Origin of the sequence: Hanstruepera flava (genome assembly GCF_023634025.1) — a bacterium.
GTDB lineage: Bacteria > Bacteroidota > Bacteroidia > Flavobacteriales > Flavobacteriaceae > Hanstruepera > Hanstruepera flava.
Genome location: NZ_JALJCW010000001.1, coordinates 1,309,444 through 1,331,891 on the forward strand (window position 1 = coordinate 1,309,444; position 22,448 = coordinate 1,331,891).

General features: G+C 35.4%; 21 protein-coding genes. 9 read left to right on the forward strand and 12 right to left on the reverse strand.

What is annotated here, in order from left to right; genetic code table 11:
* Nucleotides 1-90 precede the first annotated feature (90 nt).
* Entirely contained in the window at nucleotides 91-516 is a 426-nt protein-coding gene (locus MTX13_RS06120) for an OsmC family protein (protein WP_250433515.1), read from the reverse strand.
* Nucleotides 517-570: 54 nt separating this feature from the next.
* Between MTX13_RS06120 and MTX13_RS06125 the strand changes: the two genes are divergently transcribed.
* Complete coding sequence (locus tag MTX13_RS06125; RefSeq protein WP_250433516.1) at nucleotides 571-1,173, forward strand: carboxymuconolactone decarboxylase family protein; 603 nt, start codon at nucleotides 571-573, stop codon at nucleotides 1,171-1,173.
* 457 nt (nucleotides 1,174-1,630) lie between these two features.
* Here the strand turns inward: MTX13_RS06125 and MTX13_RS06130 are convergent, their stop codons facing one another.
* Genes MTX13_RS06130 through MTX13_RS06140 form a run of 3 tightly spaced genes read right to left on the reverse strand, consistent with a single transcriptional unit; the run spans nucleotide 1,631 to nucleotide 3,656 of the window.
* Nucleotides 1,631-2,200 carry a uracil-DNA glycosylase family protein gene (locus MTX13_RS06130; protein ID WP_250433517.1) on the reverse strand — a complete coding sequence of 190 codons (570 nt, stop codon included), beginning with the start codon at nucleotides 2,198-2,200 and terminating at the stop codon, nucleotides 1,631-1,633.
* Between the two features lie 47 nt (nucleotides 2,201-2,247).
* The gene (rsmI, locus tag MTX13_RS06135) at nucleotides 2,248-2,919 is read right to left on the reverse strand and encodes a 16S rRNA (cytidine(1402)-2'-O)-methyltransferase (protein WP_250433519.1); all 672 of its coding nucleotides are present in this window, start codon (nucleotides 2,917-2,919) and stop codon (nucleotides 2,248-2,250) included.
* A complete protein-coding gene (locus MTX13_RS06140; RefSeq protein WP_250433520.1) occupies nucleotides 2,919-3,656 on the reverse strand; it encodes a hypothetical protein in 738 nt (245 codons plus the stop codon). The genes rsmI and MTX13_RS06140 overlap by 1 nt, the downstream gene beginning before the upstream one ends.
* Nucleotides 3,657-3,760: 104 nt before the next feature.
* Between MTX13_RS06140 and MTX13_RS06145 the strand changes: the two genes are divergently transcribed.
* The 8 genes from MTX13_RS06145 (at nucleotide 3,761) to MTX13_RS06180 (ending at nucleotide 13,780) form a co-directional block, all read left to right on the forward strand.
* The gene (locus MTX13_RS06145) at nucleotides 3,761-4,417 is read left to right on the forward strand and encodes a thymidine kinase (RefSeq protein WP_250433522.1); all 657 of its coding nucleotides are present in this window, start codon (nucleotides 3,761-3,763) and stop codon (nucleotides 4,415-4,417) included.
* Nucleotides 4,401-5,507, forward strand: coding sequence for an alanine racemase (gene alr, locus MTX13_RS06150; protein ID WP_250433523.1), 1,107 nt, complete (start codon nucleotides 4,401-4,403; stop codon nucleotides 5,505-5,507). The genes MTX13_RS06145 and alr overlap by 17 nt, the downstream gene beginning before the upstream one ends.
* A 72-nt stretch (nucleotides 5,508-5,579) precedes the next feature.
* The gene (mscL, locus tag MTX13_RS06155) at nucleotides 5,580-5,981 is read left to right on the forward strand and encodes a large conductance mechanosensitive channel protein MscL (RefSeq protein ID WP_223032396.1); all 402 of its coding nucleotides are present in this window, start codon (nucleotides 5,580-5,582) and stop codon (nucleotides 5,979-5,981) included.
* Between the two features lie 124 nt (nucleotides 5,982-6,105).
* Nucleotides 6,106-7,095: an aspartate-semialdehyde dehydrogenase gene (locus tag MTX13_RS06160; protein WP_250433525.1), complete on the forward strand. Its 990-nt coding sequence runs from the start codon at nucleotides 6,106-6,108 to the stop codon at nucleotides 7,093-7,095.
* A gap of 101 nt (nucleotides 7,096-7,196) precedes the next feature.
* On the forward strand, nucleotides 7,197-8,564 hold the full coding sequence (locus MTX13_RS06165) for an Ig-like domain-containing protein (protein WP_250433527.1): 1,368 nt from the start codon (nucleotides 7,197-7,199) through the stop codon (nucleotides 8,562-8,564).
* An 11-nt stretch (nucleotides 8,565-8,575) separates the two neighbouring features.
* Complete coding sequence (locus MTX13_RS06170) at nucleotides 8,576-10,636, forward strand: FG-GAP-like repeat-containing protein (RefSeq protein ID WP_250433529.1); 2,061 nt, start codon at nucleotides 8,576-8,578, stop codon at nucleotides 10,634-10,636.
* A 147-nt stretch (nucleotides 10,637-10,783) separates the two neighbouring features.
* Nucleotides 10,784-12,796 carry an FG-GAP-like repeat-containing protein gene (locus MTX13_RS06175; protein WP_250433530.1) on the forward strand — a complete coding sequence of 671 codons (2,013 nt, stop codon included), beginning with the start codon at nucleotides 10,784-10,786 and terminating at the stop codon, nucleotides 12,794-12,796.
* A 69-nt stretch (nucleotides 12,797-12,865) separates the two neighbouring features.
* A complete protein-coding gene (locus tag MTX13_RS06180; RefSeq protein ID WP_250433532.1) occupies nucleotides 12,866-13,780 on the forward strand; it encodes an ABC transporter ATP-binding protein in 915 nt (304 codons plus the stop codon).
* Here MTX13_RS06180 and MTX13_RS06185 read toward each other — a convergent pair.
* The 8 genes from MTX13_RS06185 to rpmF form a co-directional block, all read right to left on the reverse strand.
* Nucleotides 13,773-14,234: a GreA/GreB family elongation factor gene (locus MTX13_RS06185; protein WP_250433534.1), complete on the reverse strand. Its 462-nt coding sequence runs from the start codon at nucleotides 14,232-14,234 to the stop codon at nucleotides 13,773-13,775. The genes MTX13_RS06180 and MTX13_RS06185 overlap by 8 nt on opposite strands.
* Nucleotides 14,224-14,919 carry a monofunctional biosynthetic peptidoglycan transglycosylase gene (mtgA, locus tag MTX13_RS06190; RefSeq protein ID WP_250433536.1) on the reverse strand — a complete coding sequence of 232 codons (696 nt, stop codon included), beginning with the start codon at nucleotides 14,917-14,919 and terminating at the stop codon, nucleotides 14,224-14,226. Before mtgA ends, MTX13_RS06185 begins: the two co-directional genes overlap by 11 nt.
* A gap of 2 nt (nucleotides 14,920-14,921) precedes the next feature.
* Nucleotides 14,922-16,037: an NAD(P)/FAD-dependent oxidoreductase gene (locus tag MTX13_RS06195; protein ID WP_250433874.1), complete on the reverse strand. Its 1,116-nt coding sequence runs from the start codon at nucleotides 16,035-16,037 to the stop codon at nucleotides 14,922-14,924.
* A gap of 83 nt (nucleotides 16,038-16,120) precedes the next feature.
* Nucleotides 16,121-18,874 carry a zinc-dependent metalloprotease gene (locus tag MTX13_RS06200; protein WP_250433538.1) on the reverse strand — a complete coding sequence of 918 codons (2,754 nt, stop codon included), beginning with the start codon at nucleotides 18,872-18,874 and terminating at the stop codon, nucleotides 16,121-16,123.
* Between the two features lie 222 nt (nucleotides 18,875-19,096).
* The gene (gene accC / locus MTX13_RS06205; RefSeq protein ID WP_250433539.1) at nucleotides 19,097-20,449 is read right to left on the reverse strand and encodes an acetyl-CoA carboxylase biotin carboxylase subunit; all 1,353 of its coding nucleotides are present in this window, start codon (nucleotides 20,447-20,449) and stop codon (nucleotides 19,097-19,099) included.
* 98 nt (nucleotides 20,450-20,547) lie between these two features.
* Entirely contained in the window at nucleotides 20,548-21,030 is a 483-nt protein-coding gene (accB, locus tag MTX13_RS06210) for an acetyl-CoA carboxylase biotin carboxyl carrier protein (protein ID WP_250433540.1), read from the reverse strand.
* Nucleotides 21,031-21,067: 37 nt separating this feature from the next.
* The gene (locus MTX13_RS06215; protein ID WP_250433543.1) at nucleotides 21,068-22,063 is read right to left on the reverse strand and encodes a beta-ketoacyl-ACP synthase III; all 996 of its coding nucleotides are present in this window, start codon (nucleotides 22,061-22,063) and stop codon (nucleotides 21,068-21,070) included.
* Nucleotides 22,064-22,240: 177 nt separating this feature from the next.
* Nucleotides 22,241-22,444, reverse strand: coding sequence for a 50S ribosomal protein L32 (gene rpmF, locus MTX13_RS06220; protein ID WP_250433545.1), 204 nt, complete (start codon nucleotides 22,442-22,444; stop codon nucleotides 22,241-22,243).
* Nucleotides 22,445-22,448: the final 4 nt, after the last annotated feature.

Here is a 22,448-nt window from a genome sequence, read left to right on the forward strand (position 1 = left end):
CTGCTGAGCTTGTCGAAGTATCTCAATATAATTTGCATTAGCTACTTTTTAACAATGTCTCGACTCCGCTCGACCTGACATAATAGTAAATTACTTATTATGATAATGGATTGACGTCTTCACGTCTGCAAACTTTCTAAACATTTCCATAACACCACAGTATTTTTCTATGGATAAATCAACCGCTTTTTGAATTTTGCCCGTGTTTAAGTCTTCTCCATAAAAATGATACTCAACTGTAACTGTGTGGTAATATTTAGGATGTTCCTCGGTCAATTCGCCATAAGTATCCATTCTAAAATCGGCTAGTTTCACTTTCATTTTATCTAAAATAGAGACCACGTCTAAACCTGAACAACCGGCTAAAGCTGATAACATCATCGCCTTTGGTGATAGACCTGAATTATGCCCACCATGTTCAGGACTCGTATCCATTAATACCGTTTTACCATTAGGGTTATCTGATTCAAACTGCATATTTCCTTTCCAATGTGTGGTGACTTTATTTGTTGCCATTGCTTTAATTTTTTCGTTTATTGTTAACTCAAAAATACCAATAAAAAATAGACTATGCCATTAGTAACACCATTATCACCAGAACACGATTTAGAGACCAAGGAATTGGCAGAATTCTTTAATGAAACATTAGGGTTTTGTCCAAATTCGGTATTGACCATGCAACGCAGACCAGCGATTTCAAAAGCCTTTATAAACCTCAACAAAGCCGTTATGGCTAACGAAGGTCGTGTGACATCTGCCTTAAAACGTATGATTGCTTGGGTAAGTAGCAATGCCACTGGATGTCGCTATTGTCAAGCGCATGCTATTCGTGCAGCTGAACGCTATGGTGCGGAACAGGAACAACTGGATAACATTTGGGAATACAGAATACATCCAGCTTTTAGTGATGCCGAACGTGCTGCATTAGACTTTAGCTTGGCAGCAAGTCAAGTGCCTAATGCTGTTGATGAAACCATTAAAAAGCGTCTGTATGAACATTGGAATGAAGGTGAAATTGTTGAAATGTTGGGTGTGATTTCATTGTTTGGATACCTTAACCGTTGGAACGATAGTATGGGAACATCTATTGAAGAAGGTGCGGTGGAAAGTGGAAATCAATATTTAGGAAAACATGGTTGGGAATCTGGGAAACACGATGGTTCACAGTATTAACTTGTCATTCCTGCGAAGGCAGGAATATAGATAAAAGACCGATTCACAATTGGAGCATAGAGAAACCTTGCTAGAAATAGTGAGGTTTTTTGTTTAAGCTTAAATAAGTTTGCCTCTTATTAGTTCTTCCTCCACTATTTTTATAGTCAAGTTAACTGTCCTATTTTAAAAATGATAAAATTTTCATTTTTGAAATATTAAAATTAAACTAAAGTATTTTTCTTGGAAAAACCGTGTCACAGCACGAACTAATCGATTGATATACTTTAGCTTGAAAATATAACTTTGTATGAAATTTTTTGAAAAAAACTATAAAGACCTCATTGCTTTGGTGATTTTGATTTATTGCTTGTCAGCCTTAATATTTAAAACCAATATTGAAGCAAATCTATTTCAAACATTGGGGTATATAATCACAGGAAGTTTAGGTTTTTTATTTGGAAGTCACGTAAAATGATTATGTAAATGATTTTACTGTTTGCCTCAATTCCGGCAAAACTTCAATCTCAAACCAAGGGTTTTTAGTCAGCCAAAAGCGATTTCTCGGGCTTGGGTGCGGTAAGGGTAAATATTTAGATAAATAGTCTTTATAGTTTTTAACTGTTTCGGTTAAGGTGTTTTTAGCCTGCTCTTTTAAATAGTAACGTTGTGCATACATTCCAATTAAAAGCACCAATTCAACCTGATTCATGTTATCAAATAAGGTTTGATGCCATTGCGGTGCACATTCTGGTCGTGGTGGTAAATCGCCACTTTTTCCTTTTCCTGGATAGCAAAATCCCATTGGGATAATGGCAAAGTTTTTAGGGTTATAAAACTGTTCGGGTGTCACATCCAGCCAATTTCGTAATTGCTTACCACTGGCATCATCCCAAGGAATCCCTGAAGCGTGAACTTTGGTTCCAGGTGCTTGACCAACAATTACAATTTTGGAATCTATATCAGCCGAAACAACAGGTCTTGGACCTAATGGTAAATGGTCTTTGCAGATAGTGCAGTGCTGTATGTCATTAAGTAAATTTTGCATAAATTGGTTCTCGATACATCAAGCAAAGCTTGACACTCGAACTGACGTTATTTTTTCCCACCAACCACAATCACGATTTCACCTTTTGGTGGTTTATTGGTGTAATAATCCAAAACCTCTTTGGCAGTTCCGCGAATGTTTTCTTCATACAATTTGGTGAGTTCGCGAGAAACAGAAACTGGTCGGTCTTCACCAAAATACTCACAAAAATGCGTGAGTGTTTTTATAAGTTTATGCGGGCTTTCGTAGAAAATCATGGTTCTGGTTTCTTCTGCCAACAACTTTAATCGTGTTTGTCTGCCCTTTTTAACTGGTAAAAAGCCTTCAAATACAAACTTATCGTTTGGCAAACCACTATTTACTAAAGCTGGAACAAAAGCTGTTGCACCAGGCAAGCATTCTACATCTATGCCACTTTCAATACAAGCCCTTGTCAATAAAAACCCAGGATCCGAAATAGCTGGTGTGCCAGCATCACTTATTAAGGCTATAGTTGTACCGCTTTTTAACTTATTAATCAAGCCTTCAACGGTTTTATGCTCATTATGCATATGGTGCGACTGCGTGGGTGTATTGATTTCAAAATGCTTTAGGAGTTTGCCTGATGTACGCGTGTCTTCGGCCAAAATCAAATCGACTTCCTTTAAAACCTCAATAGCCCTAAAGGTCATGTCTTTAAGGTTTCCTATTGGTGTTGGGACAATGTAGAGTTTACTCATTAATTGAATTTACTTTCAACTATTGCCATAAAGCGTTCTTCGTATTCTTCTTTCTCTAGCCAATTGTTATAATCGGGCTTAACCATGTTATCAATAAACATTTTGGCTTCTTTAAAGCTAGATACAGTATTTAATTGCGACAGCACTCGATCATAATCTGCTGTTTCGCCATTAAATAAGTGTTTTATAAATGCTAGTTTATCATTTAATCCAATTTGAAGCCCTCCTGATTTTAGTTTGTCATTTAAAGATTTTTTGCCTTCTGAATCTGCTTTCTTTACGGGCTCAAAAATAGGTTCGTCAATAAAATCTGCTGTTAACTCATCTAAATCCTCTTTGTGAACTTGGGGTTTCGAAGCAACTGCTTTTTCAATCATGGTATCCACAATCTGTGCTTCCTGTGGCATTTGTGCAACCATATCCTTAATTTTTTCAATGGCAGGTTCCATGATGGCTTCATGCTCTCTTTCGTCTAAATTGATATATATTTTATCTTCAATTTCAATGTTGTCACTAACCTTGTTGTTAAAAGCAACATCTAACATATCGAAAAACGAGGAATCGTTACCAATGGTTGGAATATCATCTTCAAAATTTTCTTGAGCGAATTTTAAAACCGAAAGCTTTTCGAATAAAACCGAAACTTCTTGGTGCATTTTTATAACATCTTCCTTACCCTTTAACTTCAGAATCCTATGTGCTATGCTAACTAATTCTGATTCCAACTTCTTCTTCATAACTTTTTATTTTAAAAACGAATTTATGCTTTTGATTTTTAATAAATTTACGCCACCTTTATACAAAACGAAAGATTGCATTGTTTTAGTGTTAAAATTACAAAATGTTTCTCGAAAATACAGTAAATCATAAAGAACAATTTGGTTGGATTGAAGTCATTTGTGGTTCCATGTTCTCTGGTAAAACAGAAGAATTGATTCGCAGACTTAAACGTGCACAATTTGCCAGGCAAAAAGTAGAGATTTTTAAACCGGCTGTTGATGTGCGTTATGACGAAGATATGGTTGTGTCTCACGATGCTAATGAAATTCGCTCTACACCTGTTCCTGCTGCAGCCAATATTCCTATTTTGGCCGATGGTTGTGATGTGGTTGGTATTGATGAAGCCCAGTTTTTTGATGATGAGATTGTACGCGTATGTAATGATTTAGCCAATAAAGGCATTCGTGTAATTGTGGCTGGATTAGATATGGATTTTAAAGGCAATCCGTTTGGACCAATGCCCAACCTTATGGCTACAGCCGAATATGTTACCAAAGTACACGCCATTTGTACGAAAACAGGAAATTTAGCACAATACAGTTACCGTAAATCCAAAAGTGACGATTTAGTCCTGCTAGGTGAAGTTGACGAATACGAACCCTTAAGTCGTGCTGCATTTTATAAGTCCATGCTTCGTGATAAAGTACGCAATATGAAAGTAAACGATCCCGAAGAAATAGACTCCAATACCGAAAAAACGAATGGGAAAAGCGCATGAAACCATTCTTGAAATAGATTTAAAGGCCTTAAAGCACAATTTTAATTTCTTAAAATCTAAACTACAATCTAACACCAAATTGTTAGCTGTGGTTAAAGCATTTGGCTATGGTAGTGACGCTAACGAAATTGCTAAATATCTTGAGGAATTAGGTGTCGATTACTTTGCTGTGGCCTACACATATGAAGGTGTTGCTTTACGCGATGCAGGAATACGAACACCTATATTGGTGCTTCATCCACAACCTGTAAATTTTAAAACCATAATAGAACGTTGTTTAGAGCCTAGTATTTACAGTTTCAATATTTTAAATGCTTTTATTGGAATTGCTGAACAAAACAATCAAAACAATTACCCTATTCACTTAAAATTTAACACCGGTTTAAATAGATTGGGTTTTAAAACACCAGATGTAGAAGCATTAATTTCTAAAGTAAACCATTCTGATTCTATTCAAGTAAAATCTGTTTTTTCACATCTTGGCGCCAGTGAAGACTTAAATGAAACCGCATACTCTAACAATCAAATTAATAGTTTCAAAGCTATCAGTTCTGAAATAGAATCAAAATTAAATTACAAACCTATTTATCATATTTGTAATACCTCTGGAATTTTAAATTATCCCAATGCTCATTTAGATATGGTTCGCACAGGAATAGGTCTTTATGGTTTTGGAAATTCTGAACAGGAAGATTCTCATTTTATACCTGTTGCCACATTAAAATCGATTATTTCACAAATCCACACCATTGAACCTGGTGAAAATGTTGGCTATAACCGTGCTTTTACAGCAAACAAAGTTATGCGATCGGCAACAATACCTATTGGCCATGCCGATGGAATTGGCAGGCAATATGGCAATGGCAAAGGATTTGTAACCATCAATAATCAACCTGCATATATTTTGGGAAATGTTTGTATGGATATGATTATGGTAGATGTAACCGATATTGATTGTCAAGAAGGCGATGAAGTAATAGTTTTTGGGAAATCGCCAACTGCTGTAGCGTTATCAAAAACGGTCAACAGTATTTCTTATGAAATAATTACTGCTATTTCACAGCGTATTAAACGTGTGTATTTAAAATAGCTTATCGCATATATCTAATCTAAAAACTTTTTTCTAAATTAGGAATCAGAACATTAACTAAAAACTATTAATATGCTAAAAGAATTTAAGGAGTTTGCAATGAAGGGAAACCTTGTTGATATTGCAGTAGGTTTTGTAATGGGTGCCGCTTTTAAAGAAGTGGTTACTGCTTTTACAGGAGGGATTGTCTCACCATTAATTGGTTTAATTTTTAACGCCGATTTCAAAGATCTCAAGTACATTATTACCGAAGGCACAATGAATGCTGAAGGTGTTGTTGAAGGCGAGGTTGCTGTGCTTTGGGGAGCTTTTGTAACCAACGTAATAGATTTTATAATTGTGGCTTTTGTGATGTTTATGCTTATAAAAGGCATTAACAAGATGAAGAAAAAAGAGGAGCCTGCTCCAGAAGAACCTGCTGGCCCTTCAGAAATAGACTTATTAACTGAAATTAGAGATTCACTTAAAAAGTAAGATAGCTCACCGCTACGCTACATAATATTAACCTTAAACCACTTCCAAATAGGAGGTGGTTTTTTTATGTTTATTTTAATTCCAAACGTTGATTTATTATTTACTTTTGTAGCAAATTTAAAAAATGAAAATAGCAGTTGTTGGCGCTACCGGAATGGTAGGAGAGGTTATGTTGAAAGTCCTTGAAGAGCGTGATTTTCCAGTATCGGAATTAATTCTAGTGGCTTCAGAAAAGTCGGTAGGAAAAAAAATTCCTTTCAAAGGTACAGAACTTACAGTGGTTGGTTTAGATACTGCCGTGGGCTTAAAACCTCAAATTGCTTTATTTTCTGCGGGCGGAAGCACCTCTCTAGAGTGGGCACCAAAATTTGCTGCCGTTGGAACAACTGTTATAGACAATTCTTCTGCTTGGCGTATGGATTTGGACAAAAAGCTAATTGTTCCAGAAATCAATGCCAATACGTTAACCAAAGCCGATAAGATAATTGCTAACCCAAACTGTTCAACCATACAAATGGTGATGGCTCTGGCACCTCTTCACAAACAGTATAAAATAAGCCGCATTGTTGTCTCAACATATCAATCTATTTCCGGTACTGGTATAAAAGCTGTTAAGCAATTAGAAAACGAGCTAGCTGGTGTTGCCGGAGAAATGGCTTATCCTTATCCTATTCATAAAAATGCACTACCGCATTGTGATGTTTTTGAAGATAACGGCTATACAAAAGAAGAAATGAAACTGGTTCGCGAGACCCAAAAAATACTTAACGATAAAACAATTGCGGTTACTGCAACTGCGGTAAGAATTCCTACTGCTGGCGGACATAGTGAATCAGTTAATATTGCTTTTGAGAATGATTTCGAAATTAATGATGTGAGACAAATTTTACACAACACCCCAGGAGTTGTTGTCCAAGATAATACAGATACAAATACGTATCCTATGCCTATTTACGCCAACGGAAAAGATGATGTATTTGTTGGTAGAATTAGACGTGACGAATCGCAACCAAATTCATTAAACATGTGGATTGTTAGTGATAATTTAAGAAAAGGAGCTGCTACCAATACCATTCAAATCGCTGAATATCTTATAAACCATCAACTAGTATAAATAATTAGTTGCCATTTATAGATTAATTACAACCTTACAACTAATTAATAATAAGTAATTTATAGGTTTTTTCTATTTTAGTAGACGTTTTAAAACCTACTATGAGAAAAAATTACTTACTCCAAATTGTCATTTGTTTTGCAATAATCCTTAATTCTTGTAAATCTGATGACGACTATACACCTGTTATTATAGATGCCCAACCCGATTCTGGTGAAGTGTTTCAAAATACTTTTGTAGAAATTGATGTCTTGGCTAATGATTCAAATGTGCCAAAATCTGGTGCTTTAACAGTAGGCGGCTCACAATATGCCCAAATTGAAGTACTTGACAACGATACGCCTAGCGACCCTAGTGACGATACGATTCTGTATACCTCAAACGGAACGTTTTCAGGAACAGATACATTTCAGTACACCATTTGTTCTGCTGAAAACAGTTGCTCTACTGCAACTGTAACAATTAGCGTTTTGCCTGTTTCCCCAGTTAATTTTAATCTTGGTGCTTTCCCTTATGACACCTTAAGTGAATACAATTTCTTTGAAGGTGACTTGAAAGACTTAAATCCTGTTTATGGTGTTATTCCTTACGATATCAATTCAGCTTTATTTACAGATTATGCCCATAAAAAGCGTTTTGTTTGGATACCAAGTGGAGTAAAAGCCGTTTATGAAAATGATTACTCACCTTTAGATTTTCCCGTTGGAACAATTATAATTAAATCCTTTTATTATGATAATGTTTTGCCTTCTGGTAACACCAAAATAATTGAAACGCGCTTAATGTATAAACTAGAAGATCAATGGGAGTTTGCTAAATATGTTTGGAATGATGATTTAACTGAAGCTTTTTTTACTAACGAAGGAAGTTTTGTGAGCTTTGATTGGATTGATGACAACAATGAAACAAAAAGTGTAAACTACCGTGTGCCTTCAAGGCAAGAATGTTTTACATGCCATAATAAATTTGGCGAGCCAATTCCTATTGGACCAAAACCACAAAACTTAAATAAAAATTACGATTATACAGAAGGTACAAAAAATCAACTTGATAAATGGGCCGAATTTGGATACTTGGATGAAGATTATCCCGATAATATAGATACTACTGTTGCTTGGGATGATGAATCACAGCCACTTGACTTAAGAGTTCGGTCATATATCGATATCAATTGCGCGCATTGCCATTCTGAACAAAGTTATTGCGAATACAGACCTATGCGCTTTGCGTTTAATTCTAACGATGATTTAACCAACATGGGTGTTTGTGTAGAACCAGATACTAACATTGGAAATGAATATCCGTTTATTATGAATCCCGGTGATGCAGATGCATCTGTAGTTATGTTCAGAATAAGCTCCATTGAAGAACAATATAGAATGCCGCTTTTAGGTAGAACCTTACAACATACTGAAGGTGTTGAATTGGTCCGTGAGTGGATGAATTCATTAACTGACAGGTGTCAATAATACTATTAATCATGAAATCAAAAAAACACATTTTATTTATTACATGCTTTATTACGTGCATGTCGCTTTTTGCTCAGCCAAGTAATGACAATTCTGGAGGTGCTATACCTATAACACCTTCCCCAGAAGGTACGGGGTGTGCAACTGCGCAATTCTCATTGCCATTCTCTACAGATGGTACTACTGATAGCGGTCTACAAAGTACCTGTAATGCCTCTGGTTTAGACCAGTTCTTTACATGGACGGCCACAACTTTAGCATTAGAATTTGATTCTCAAAGCCCAGGAAATCCCGGGATTGCTATATGGGACGCAACAGGAACTACACAAATTACTTGTGCTTCTACATTCGCTAACGAAACATTAATGGGTTGGGATTTGGGAGATAATTTGCTCATTCAAATTTATGATTATCAAGGAACCGGTTTATCGGATGTTGCTTTTTGTTTAGAATTAAAAGATATTACACCTCCGCCTCCCGCACCAGTAACCTTTTCAACTCAATCATTTAATTCTCTAGGGTCCCCTTCAATAAATTGGGCTGTAGTAGATATGAATGGTGATTATTTAGATGATATAGTAACTGTAAGAACAAGCAGTTCGACAACTATTAATGTACAATATCAAAACTCGGGTGGTGGATTTACTTCTACTAATATTACTACACCCTCTCCTGATTATTCGCCTTCATGGAGTATGGCTGCAGCAGACTATAATGCAGATGGCTTTACTGATTTGTTATATGGTAGTGGTTCTGGTGTTACTTTTATGCGATCTAATGGTAATGGCACTTTTACAGAGGTATCAGGAAGTGATTATGTGTTTTCGCAACGTTCTAATTTTGCTGATATAAATAATGATGGGCATCTAGATGCCTTTGTTTGTCATGATGTTGCGCCTAATGTTTATTATATTAATGATGGTTCTGGTAATTTAACTTTTTATCAATCTGATGAACCCGGTGCGCCTTACAGTTTAGGGTCTTATCCTTCTGGAGGCGATTATGGATCTATTTGGATAGATTATGATAATGATGGCGATTTAGATATGTTCATTGCCAAATGCGGTGGTGAAGAAGCTAGACGTAAAAATCAAATGTTTCGCAATAATGGTGATAATACATTTACCGAAGTTGCTGCTTCACTTGGGCTGGATGACCCAATGCAAACTTGGTCGTCTGCTTGGGGTGATTTTGATAACGACGGCGACATGGATTTATTTGTTGGGGCTAGTTCTGGAACTCACAAATTAATGAGAAACGATGTGAATACAACAGGTAATTTTATTGATGTTACAGCAAGCTCAAATGTGTTGGATTTAAGTACTACAGGGCATGAAAACCTAGCATTTGATTTTGACAATGATGGTAATTTAGATATTGTTTCCAATGGAAATATTCTATTTGGAAACGGCGATCTAACTTTTACCTCTTACGAAAATATTTTCCCTTATGTAAACGGATCATTTGGAGACTTAAATAACGATGGTTTCATAGATGCAGTAACTCAAGGCAGCACTGGTACTATTTACTTTAATGATACTGTCGCCAATAATTGGATAAAAATTCATACAAAAGGAACTGTAAGTAATATTAATGGTATTGGTGCAAGGGTAGAGGTACATACAGCTTCTGGAGTGCAAATACGAGATGTTAGAAGTGGTGAAGGTTTTGCTTTTATGAGTACTATAAATACTCATATTGGTATTGGTGAAGACAACTCCATTACAAAAATAATTGTACGCTGGCCATCTGGAGTAATTGATGAGATATTAGCCCCAGCAATTAATCAACCTATAACAATTATTGAAGGAGAAAATACTTTAAGTACTCCAGACAGTACTATTTCAGATTTAATAATTTATCCAAACCCAGCTGGCAATACTTTAAATATTAAATCTACAAATGATATTTCAGATAAAATTGCAACCGTTTTTGACATTAACGGAAAGCGCGTTCTGAATAAAAGATTGACAAACCAAACTGTTGATGTTTCTAGCTTACAAAGTGGTCTTTACTTTTTAAGAATAGAATCGAATGGAAAGGTTTTAAATCGAAAATTTTTAAAAAAATAATTATAATCTAAACTTCTAATGAGCCTCTAAATTTTCATGATTTAGGGGCTTTTTTATTATTTACAATAAACTTTTAGCAAGTATTTTGTTAAAAATCACTATTTTAGGAAACTTAATAAATGAACCCCTGATTAATTTTAAACAATTATGAAAAAAACTTTACTCATTTTATTTCTTTTTTCTACTACATTTTTTTCGGCTCAAAATAGTTCGGACACATGCCAATTAGCTGATGAAGAAGAAGCAATTACCGCACCTGGCTTGTTTACAGTAGATATAATTAATGGTAGTGAAACTCCTCCAACGTATTGTGTTGGTAATGCTACTAATGTTACTGTGGGCGAATGGTACAGATACATTCCTGCAGAAGACACTTATATGACAATAACCACAGATCTTCCTCAAAATTCAGGAGGTGATACTCGAGTTCACATTTACAGTGGAACTTGTGGTGCTCTAGTTTGCGAAGGAGGTGACGATGATGGTGGTTTTATTGGAAATGGTTATTTATCTATCGCCTCACTTGATGTTACGGGTGGTCAAACATATTATATTGTTTTTGACGATAGGTGGAATGATGGTGGATTTGATTTCGAGTTAATAGAAGGAGACCCTCCGCCTCCACCTCCAACCGCTCCAGTAGAATTTACAACACAAAATATATCTACAACAGGCACGAATAGAGCCGTAGTAGATATGAATGGTGATTATTTAGATGACATAGTTTCTATATCCAGTACTAACATCAATATTCAAGAGCAACAATCCGGAGGTGGTTTTCAAGAAGTAAATGTTGGTACCACTACTGCAGATTATTCACCCTCTTGGAGTTTAGCTGCTGCCGATTACAATGCCGATGGATTTACAGATTTATTATATGGTAGTGGGTCTGGAGTAACTTTTATGCGCTCGAATGGAGATGGAACATTTACCGAAGTTTCTGGAAGCGAATATGTTTTTTCCCAACGGTCTAATTTTGCTGACATTAATAATGATGGCCATTTAGATGCATTTGTTTGTCATGATGTGGCACCAAATGTGTATTACATTAATGATGGTAACGGCAATTTAACATTTAATCAGGGCGGCTTAGGAGATTATTCATCTGGAGGTAATTATGGTTCAATATGGATAGATTTTAATAACGATCGCAATCTAGATATGTTTATAGCAAAATGTGGCGGTGAAGAAGCTAGGCGCATGAACCAAATGCATATTAATAACGGTGACGGTACTTACACAGAAATTGCCAGTCTTATTGGGCTTGACGATCCAATGCAAACATGGTCTTCTGCTTGGGGCGATTTTGATAATGATGGTGATATGGATGTGTTTGTTGGAGCTAGTTCCGGTACGCATAAATTAATGCGCAATGATAGTGGCAATTATGTAGATGTAACTGCGTCCTCTGGTGTTGCAGCATTAACAGCCACTGGAATAGAAAATGCTACATATGATTTTGATAATGACGGCAATTTAGATATCGCATCCAATGGAAATATATTGTTTGGAAACGGTGATATGACCTTCTCTGTCTTTACAAATCAAATTTCTGTCGGATCTTTTGGTGACCTAAACAATGATGGATTCATTGATGGCTTTAATAGCGACACTATTTACTATAATGATGGCAATGCCAACAATTGGATTGCAATAAATACAGTGGGTACCGATAGTAACATTAACGGAATTGGGGCTCGAGTGGAACTTCACACCCCTTCCGGCATTCAAATCAGAGACGTTAGAAGTGGTGAAGGGTTTCGTTACATGAGCACATTAAACACACATTTTGGGCTAGGTACTGAAACTACCATTGATAACATTGTTGTCTACTGGCCATCTGGTATTGTGGATAACATACCAAACCCTAATATAAACGAACACCTTGTTATTATTGAAGGGCAATCATTATCGGTTGAGGATGAAGCTTTGGTTAACCTGGTTATCCATCCAAATCCAGTAGGAGATGTTATTCATTTTGAAACACCTGTTAATCTCACCAACCGTATCGCTACAATTTTTGATATTAATGGTAGAAAAGTATTAAATAAAAAGCTAGAAGAAAACGCTTTAAATGTATCTAATCTTCAAACAGGAATCTATATATTGCGATTAGAGAATCAAGGAAAAACAATTACAAGAAAACTCATTAAAGAATAAATAACAGTTTTTATAAAGAAAAAATTCGCTCCAATATTGAGCGAATTTTTTTTGCCCTATTTTTGTATAATGCTTCAAGTAAAAAATTTAACATTTGCTTATACCAATAAGCTTGTTTTAAAAAACCTTAATTTTTCAATAGAAAAAGGCGAGCACGTTTCCATTATTGGAGAAAGTGGCTCTGGAAAAAGCACCTTGTTAAAACTTATATATGGTGAGTATGATTTAAATAACGGTCAAATTTTTTGGAACAAAACTGAAATATTGGGCCCAAAATATAATCTTGTAATTGGTTATGATTTTATTAAATATGTGGCCCAAGAATTCGATTTAATGCCTTTTACAAGTGTTACCGAAAACGTTGGCCAATTTTTGTCTAATTTCTTTCCAGAAGAAAAAGAAGAGCGAATATTAGAACTTCTTGATGTGGTAGAATTAACGGATTTTGCAAAAACCAAAGTGAAATTTTTAAGTGGTGGCCAAAAGCAGCGTGTGGCTCTGGCTAGGGCTCTAGCAAGAGATCCTGAATTAATCTTGTTGGATGAGCCTTTTAGTCATATTGATAATTTTAAAAAACACCATTTAAGACGACGCCTCTTTAAATATTTAAAACAAAAAAAAATTACGTGTTTAGTGGCTACTCACGATAAAGAAGATGTTTTAGGATATTCAGACAACATAATAGTATTAAATGATTCTAAAATTCTAGCGAATGAAACACCTGAAACTCTTTATAGAATGCCGGGACAACCCTTAATAGCTGCTTTTTTTGGAGAATTCAGTACCATTGATCCTTATGGAATTGTTTATGCCCATCAATTAAAAATAGTTGATGTTTCTGATATTTCAGTAGTGGTAACCAACAGTTATTTTAAAGGAAATTACTATTTAATTGAAGCTGAATACAAAGAAAAAGCAATCTATTTTCAGCATAATAATGCCTTGAATAAGAGCGCTCGTGTTTTTATTGATATTACTAGATAACCCTTTTGATAGAAAATTTTTGATCCCTAAATACAACTTCATGATTAACCGTTTTACCTAGCAATAATTTTCCTATTGGTGTTTGAGTGGAAATTCCAAAATAAATAGTACCACCCACCTCTAGTTCACCAGCGCTTATAGCTACAAAATAATTGGCTTGAGTAGTATAAACAACACTCCCTAAACCAACAACATCGGAGATTCTGTTAACCTGTATTCTCGAAAGAATTTCTTGGAGTTTTTTGTGTTCTGCTAATTGGTTTCCCAACTTTTCACGTTCCAAATGTAGCATAGCCCGTCCTGTTTCATGTTTGTCTCCAGCACTACTTTTTGTTTCACTTGTTAAAGCCTTATTTATTTCTTGAATTTGAAATTGAATGGTTTTTAAGTTGGCTTGACAAAACGCATGGCATTGTTCAAGTAATTCTGGTTTGATTTTTAAACTACTTGACATGGTTTATATCGTAATTTAGCTTTCCAAAATAACCCATTTGCCTAACAATCCAATTCACACGTCCTTGAATATAACTAGAAGCGGGTCTTGCCTTATATTTTCTTGGGTTAGGTAATATAGAAGCTATTGCCGCGGCCTCTGAAGCCGATAATATAGAAGCTGATTTTTTAAACCAATATTGTGATGCGGCTTCTGCTCCATAAACATCTTTGCCCATTTCAATACTGTTTAAATACACTTCCATAATACGTTCTTTACCCCAAATATGTTCAATTAAAAATGTAAAGTAAACCTCAAGTCCTTTTCTTAACCAAGAACGTTCTGGCCATAAGAAGACGTTTTTGGCTGTTTGTTGGCTAATAGTGCTTCCTCCTTTTATCCGTCTGCCTTTCTTGTTGTTTTCAAAGGCTTTTTCAATTGCTTTTAAATCAAATCCATTATGTGTCAAAAAATTTTGATCTTCACTACAAACAACAGCTAATTGTAAGTTTTTAGATATGTTCTCTAATGACTCCCAATCATGATAAATGTTTATTTTACTCCCTTTCTGATAGTTCTCAAAACTTCTAATAACCATTAAAGGTGTTATTTTTACTGGAACCCATTTATATAGAAAAACAAGAAATAGAGAGAACAGAATTAATCCCAAAAAAAACCTCCATATAAGTCTAACTATTCTTCTCATGTTCAACCCATTAAATTTGCTAAATCAATCCCTACAGAACTTCCAATAGCTACTCCCATACCTCCTAGCCTAACACCGCAATAAACGTGGTTGCTTATTTGCTTGACAATCGGTTTTTTCTGATTACCAACTCCCATAATACCACTCCATCTGTGTTCAACTTCAAAAGATTGGCTTGGTAAAATAGTTGTTTTTAAAAGTTCTTCTAGTTTGTTTTGAATTAAGTCAGTTTCTGCCATTACAGTGGTTTCCTCACCTTTAAAATCTAAATTTCTGCCGCCACCCAACAATATTCTATTATCAATATTTCTAAAATAATAATAGCCCTTATCTAAATGAAACGTTCCTTTTATATGAAGGTCTTTTATAGGTTTGGTAATTAAAACTTGTGCCCTAGCTGGCTTAACTACTTCATCTAAAAATTGTTTTGCAAATCCATTGGTTGCAATACACAACTTTTTCGTTTTAAAAGTAAAGTGATTCGTTTGAATCTCAACTTGGGTATTTGACTCCAAATAATTTTCGACTGAAATATTATTTAAAATTTTAATCCCGTTTAACTGTACTTTAAAGAGTAGGTTCTTCATCATCTTTCCAGTATCAATTTGACCTTCAAACTGATTATACATATAATTCGATTTAATGTTTTCAAACTTAAAATGATTAGACTGTAAACTATAAACAGGCTCTTGAAAAATTGGTTCTAACAAACTATTGACGTAATCCTTCTTTGATAGGCAAATTTCATAGAGCTCTTGATCATTATTATTGAACAATTCATACCCTCCAAACTGTTTGTAATCAATATTGGTATCCGATAAATTTTGTCGTAACAAATCAAGCCCTTCTTTTCGTTTTTTTACAAGATTAAAAACTTCATCTTCAGTATGTGATTTAAGATCTTCAAGTATTTCGCTCACACTACCAAAACAGGCAAATCCTGCATTTTTAGTACTAGCGCCTTGGGGCAATATGCCGCGTTCTAACACAACTATATTTGCTTTTGGATTGTTGTTTTTTAATTGAAGTGCACAGTTTAAGCCTACTATTCCACTTCCAACTATAGTATAATCAACATTGTTAAGCCACGATTTTATTTCCCAATAGGATAAAGCCACATTCATGTATTTATTAACTCTTTAAATGTAATAAAAAAAGCTCCTAGAAGTTAGGAGCTTTTGATAAAGATTAAATAGAATAATTAGTTTACTATAATTTTCTTGGTTACTTTTTTATCGCCATCATTTATGTTTAACAAATACATTCCTGATTGCGCATTATCTAAACTTATAGTTTGATTAAAATCACCTGTGTTTCTATACGACTGGTTCAGTATAGAACGTCCTCTGATATCAAAAACCTCAACATTAATATCTTTTCCTGAATTAGATTTTAGTTTAATTGTAAATTGGCCATTGTTTGGATTAGGGTAAACAGAGAACGTATCTTCTAAACTAATATCGTCTACACTTAAGATTGGCCCTGTTCCACTTTCACACAATGTAATAGTAACACTATTCCATGTTGCTTCATTACCATCACCTACATTAATGTCTGTTGCAAAAAATATCCATTGCCCATCAGAGTTTTGACCATCTGCAAAACTTAAAGGGTCTTGAGGCAATGTATCAGCACCACTCGTTGTATTACCACAATCTACAGCATTTCCTTCATCGTCAAAAGTTAAATTAACGTCAGCTGTTCCTGAGCATATTCCAGAAGCCAAACGTTCTACACCTGTTGCTTGAAAAGGTGCTCTAATTCCATAAAATAAATCCGCATTATCATTGTGTGTAATATCTACATTAACGTTTAAATCTGTAATTGTAAAAGAATCATTAATAGTCAATAACCATCCAGAATATTGGGTATCACTTTCTGGAATGGTAATTCCAGCATTAAATGTATAGTCAGTACACTGATCTATTGGTCCATAAGTATAGTTTCCAACAGCAAAGAATTGTTCGTTTACTGAAAAGAAAATGTTGCCAACAGCCTCTACCATTACTCTACAATATGGAGCTGTTACATTAGGTACGGTAATATCATGACTACCATCATTAGGTACATTAGATGCTAATACAGTATCAAAGGTTTGTCCTTCGTCTGTAGATAATAAAATATTAACATTAGCGGTATTAATACCCAAACCTGTTGTTCCTGCCACATCCCAAGTTATGGTTTCAGTTTCACCTGGAGTCCATACAATTGAATTCGCCACGGCTTGAGAAGTAACCATAAACGGTCCTGCTGCTGATGCAACATCTATCACCATAGCGTCAGAATCTGATTGTCCTCCTCGAGCATCATTATCTCGAACTGTTAACTGAAAATTCATGCTCCTTGCTGTTCCTGGTAATTTTTCCCAATCTGTTGAGCCATTACTATCCATCAAATCTGGAAGGTTAGGTACATATCTTGTTGGATTTGATGTGCCTTCAAATGAACGAACAAGTGGGCCTGATGATGTAGATTCTGTTGGCACACCTGCAGGACCTAGGTCAAATTGCTCCCACGTATAAGTTAGTGTTCCTGTTCCGTCAGAATCAGTCGCTGAACCTGTTAATTTATATGGTGTCAACCTTGGAATAACATAATCGGCTCCTGCGTCGGCAGTTGGAGCAGAATTACCTGTATCTGTCTCATCTCCACATTGACTATTTCCGCTTATAAGGTTAAACCAAATTCGCTGTATACTTCTTTGGTGAAAATAAATATCTGTAAATGTTTGAACATTCTGATCTCCACATAATCCTGCATAACCCATAATAGTAGAACCACTTCCAGGCTCATAAGCATCTGCTGAAGATCTTTGACTTAAAGGACAGGATCCATTATTAACGTCAGAATTCCAAGTGTGAGGTGAACCGTATTGGTGACCCATTTCATGAGCTACATATTCATAATCAAAAATATCTCCTACAGGAGCCGGTAATCCTGTTACTCCTCTAGCTTTAGATCCAGCCAAACAAGGAGAGTTTAAGGTAGCTACACCTCCACCACCAGTACTAAACACGTGGCCAATATCGTAGTTGGCAGATCCAATTACACTATCTAAATTGGTTTGGTTTTGGCCAAGCATCATACCGCCATTATCATTTGTATAAGGATCAGTTGTTATATATATAATATCCAAGTTGTTAGGTATTATAGTCATGTTTAATGACAACTCTCTTTCGTATAAGGCATTAACTCGAGTCATGGTAACTACCATAGCCGCCAATACAGCATCCTTACGTTCTGCAATAGGCGTTGCTATTGTTAAACCTGCTGCTGTCCAATGAAACTCAGCATATTCTACAGTGCAAGCTAGAGCCAATCTGAAATTTCTCATCTTCCCATCATTGGCATTTCTGAATTCAGATTCACTAACGTTTGGAATATCAATTTGTAACCCTTCTTCTTCAAACTGACATTCAAAGCTTTTACTTTCAATAGGCAAGTCTTTACGTGAATAAACAGCATACACATTAGTGTTTTTTACATAAGGATCGATATATTGCGTGCCTTTTTCTGAAGAAAGCGTCATAGTATGCAAGCCTTGAGGTGTTACACTAAAACGGATAACTGTAGAAGCGTTGTCAACACTTACTCCTACGTAAGATCTAATATTTGGTACTTGTCGTTGTAGTTCTGGAGCCAATATTGAAGCTTCTTTAATTCTAAACGATTCTAGCTTTCCATCTGAATCAGGGAAATCTAAAATTAAGCTTGACGGTCCATTTGAAATATCTCTATTTGGTGCATTTATCAATTCTTGCTTTAACTGCTCCAAATTTAATTCATAAAATTGGGCTTGTTTCGGAATAGCTTTTCGTTCAACTAATTTAGCATTTACAAAACGTTCTTTTGTGGTTTTTGTCCACAAACTTCCTCTATTTTGAGAGAAACTCAATGTGGTAAAAACCAATAGTAATGTTATAGCTGAAAAAATTCTAATGTACTTCTTTTTCATAACTAATAAGGTGTTTGTTAATAATGTGCTATAAAAATAACGCTTGATGCTTTAATTAACAAGTATTAAGGTCTAAAACAAATTATATATTTTATAATATGAAAAGCTTAATAAAGATAAACACTCTGTTTATATAAACTTCAGCAAAGATGAGTCCTCAAATTACAGGTACATTTGTGAGATATTTGAAATAAAAAAAGCCCCTGATATCAGGGGCTTTTTTTATTCTTCTTGTGATTGTTCAATCACAAAATCTTCCATAAATTTTGTGGTATAATTGCCTGCCAAATAATCAGGGTTTTCCATAAGTTGTCTATGAAAAGGAATAGTAGTTTTAACACCTTCTATTACAAACTCATCTAGAGCACGTTTCATCTTGTTTATGGCTTCCTCTCTTGTTTGAGCAGTGGTTATAAGCTTGGCAATCATAGAATCGTAATTAGGTGGTATCATATAACCTGCATAAACATGTGTATCTAAACGAACACCGTGTCCGCCTGGGGCATGTAAGGTTGTAATACGTCCTGGTGACGGTCTAAAATCATTAAAAGGATCTTCGGCATTAATTCTACATTCAATGGAATGTAAATTAGGCGTATAGTTTTTGCCTGAAATAGGTACACCGGCTGCAACTAAAATTTGCTCTCTAATTAAATCGAAATCTATTACCTGTTCTGTAATTGGATGTTCTACCTGAATACGCGTATTCATTTCCATGAAGTAGAAATTTCTGTGTTTATCTACTAAAAACTCTACTGTTCCAGCTCCTTCATATTTAATGTATTCGGCAGCTTTTACCGCTGCTAAACCCATTTTTTCACGAAGCTCATCTGTCATAAATGGAGATGGTACCTCTTCGGTTAATTTTTGGTGTCTACGCTGTACCGAACAATCTCTTTCTGATAAGTGACATGCTCTACCGGTTGAATCGCCTACAATCTGAATTTCAATATGTCTTGGCTCTTCAATAAGTTTTTCCATATACATATCATCATTCCCAAATGCGGCTTTAGATTCTTGTCTGGCTGAATCCCAAGCGGCTTTTAAATTTTCTGGTTTCCAAACAGCGCGCATTCCTTTTCCTCCACCTCCCGCAGTAGCTTTTAGCATCACTGGATAACCTACCTCGACAGCTAATTTTTCACACTCTTCAAAATCAGCAATGATTCCATCACTTCCAGGCACACAAGGCACTCCTGCTGCTTTCATTGTAGCTTTGGCTGTAGCTTTGTCTCCCATTTTAGCAATCATTTCTTCTGATGCTCCAATAAATTTTATGCCATGCTCTTCACAGATTTTTGAAAACTTGGCATTTTCTGATAAAAACCCATAGCCAGGATGAATAGCATCAGCATTGGTGATTTCTGCGGCAGCTATAACATTCGACATTTTTAAATATGACTCACTACTTGGTGCTGGACCAATACAAACAGCTTCGTCTGCGAACTTTACATGAAGACTTTCAGCATCTGCTGTTGAATAAACCGCTACGGTTTTTATACCCATTTCCTTACAGGTTCTAATAACTCTTAAAGCTATTTCCCCTCTATTGGCTATTAATATTTTTTTAAACATAACTTACTGTATTAAAAATTTCAAATTCCAAGTTCCAAATTCCGTAAGTAGGATTTTTGGCCCAAAAATTTAGGATAAGAATTGGAATCTTTAAATGGTTATGATGGGTCTATTAAGAAAAGTGGCTGATCGAATTCTACTGGAGACGAATCGTCTACCAATACTTTAACAATCTTACCTGAAACTTCAGACTCAATTTCGTTGAATAACTTCATGGCCTCAATAATACAAAGGACATCACCTTCTTTAACGGTTTGGCCAACTTCTACAAACACCGGTTTGTCTGGAGAAGGTTTACGATAAAGCGTACCTATTATAGGCGATTTTACCGTAATATATTTTGAGTCATCAGAAGTCGCTGGTGCCTCTGCTGCAGGAGTTGCTGGTGCAACTGGTGCAGGTGCTGCTGGTGCAACCGGTGCAGGTGCGTTTACTGGAACTTGTTGAACAAATGTTGTTGTTTCTTTTTCATCACTACCTGTTCTGATAGTAATTTTAATATCGTCAGTTTCTAACTTGACTTCACTTGCGCCAGATTTAGCAACAAATTTTATTAAATTTTGAATATCTTTTAAATCCATAATAATTTAATTTTTAGAAATTGTTAGTGTTTGTTAGTTAGGAATTATATGCCCATTTTAAATATATAGAACCCCAAGTAAATCCGCCACCAAAAGCAGCAAAAATAAGATTATCGCCTTTTTTTAACTGTGATTCATAATCGTTAAGTAATAAAGGTAAGGTTGCAGATGTTGTATTGCCATATTTTTCAATATTCATCATTACTTTTTTCTCATCTAAACCCATTCTGTTGGCTGTAGCATCAATAATGCGTTTATTGGCCTGATGTGCAACCAGCCAAGCCACATCATCCTTGGATAGATTGTTTCGTGTCATTATCTTATCGGCCACATCTGCCATGTTAAATACCGCATTTTTAAAAACCGTCTTTCCGTCTTGAAAAACAAAATGCTTGCCTTCAGCAACCGCTTCGGGTGTTGAAGGATAAGACGAGCCGCCATAAGTGGCTTGTAAAAACTCTCTTCCTGCTCCATCGCTACGTAAGTATTCGTCTTGTAGGCCTAAACCCTCTTCATTAGGTTCAAACAATACAGCTCCGGCACCATCTCCAAAAATTATACAAGTAGCTCTGTCTTTGTAATTTATAAATGAAGAGTTTTTATCAGCACCTATAAGTAATATTTTCTTATATCTCCCAGATTCAATATAACTTGAAGCTGTTGACATACCGAACAAAAAGCTTGAACAAGCTGCTTCCAAATCAAAAGAAAAAGCGTTTGTTGCTCCAATTTGGGTTGCAGTATAAGCTGCTGTTGATGCCGCTTTCATGTCTGGAGAAGCTGTTGCAACAATTACTAAATCTATTTCTTTTGGGTCTAAACCTGTTTTGTTTATAAGATCGTTTGCCGCATTAATGGCTAAGTATGAAGTGCCTTTTCCATTTTCTTTTAAAATGCGTCGTTCTTTAATACCAGTTCTTGTAGTTATCCATTCGTCATTTGTATCAACCATTGTTTCCAAAATTTGGTTGGTTAACACGTATTCTGGTACATAGCCACCTACTGCTGTAATGGCTGCTGAGATTTTACTCATACTAAAATAAATATTTCACTAAAATCGTAAAAAAACACTGATTTTGTATAAAAAACAACAAAACCAGCTAGATTCTAGTCTAATTTAATGCAAATTAAGTGGTTTTTGCGTTACTTAAAAATTTATCATAAAAAAAACGCCCATAAATGAGCGTTTTATTATATGCATGCATAATACTTATGCTAAATTTTCAACCTCTTCAGAGTTATCAATTAATACTTGACCTCTATAATAAAGTTTCCCTTCATGCCAATGCGCTCTGTGGTATAAGTGCGCTTCTCCTGTGGTAGGACACGTAGCAATCTGCGGAACAGTTGCTTTATAATGTGTTCTTCTTTTATCTCTTCTAGTTTTTGAGATTTTTCTTTTAGGATGTGCCATTTTT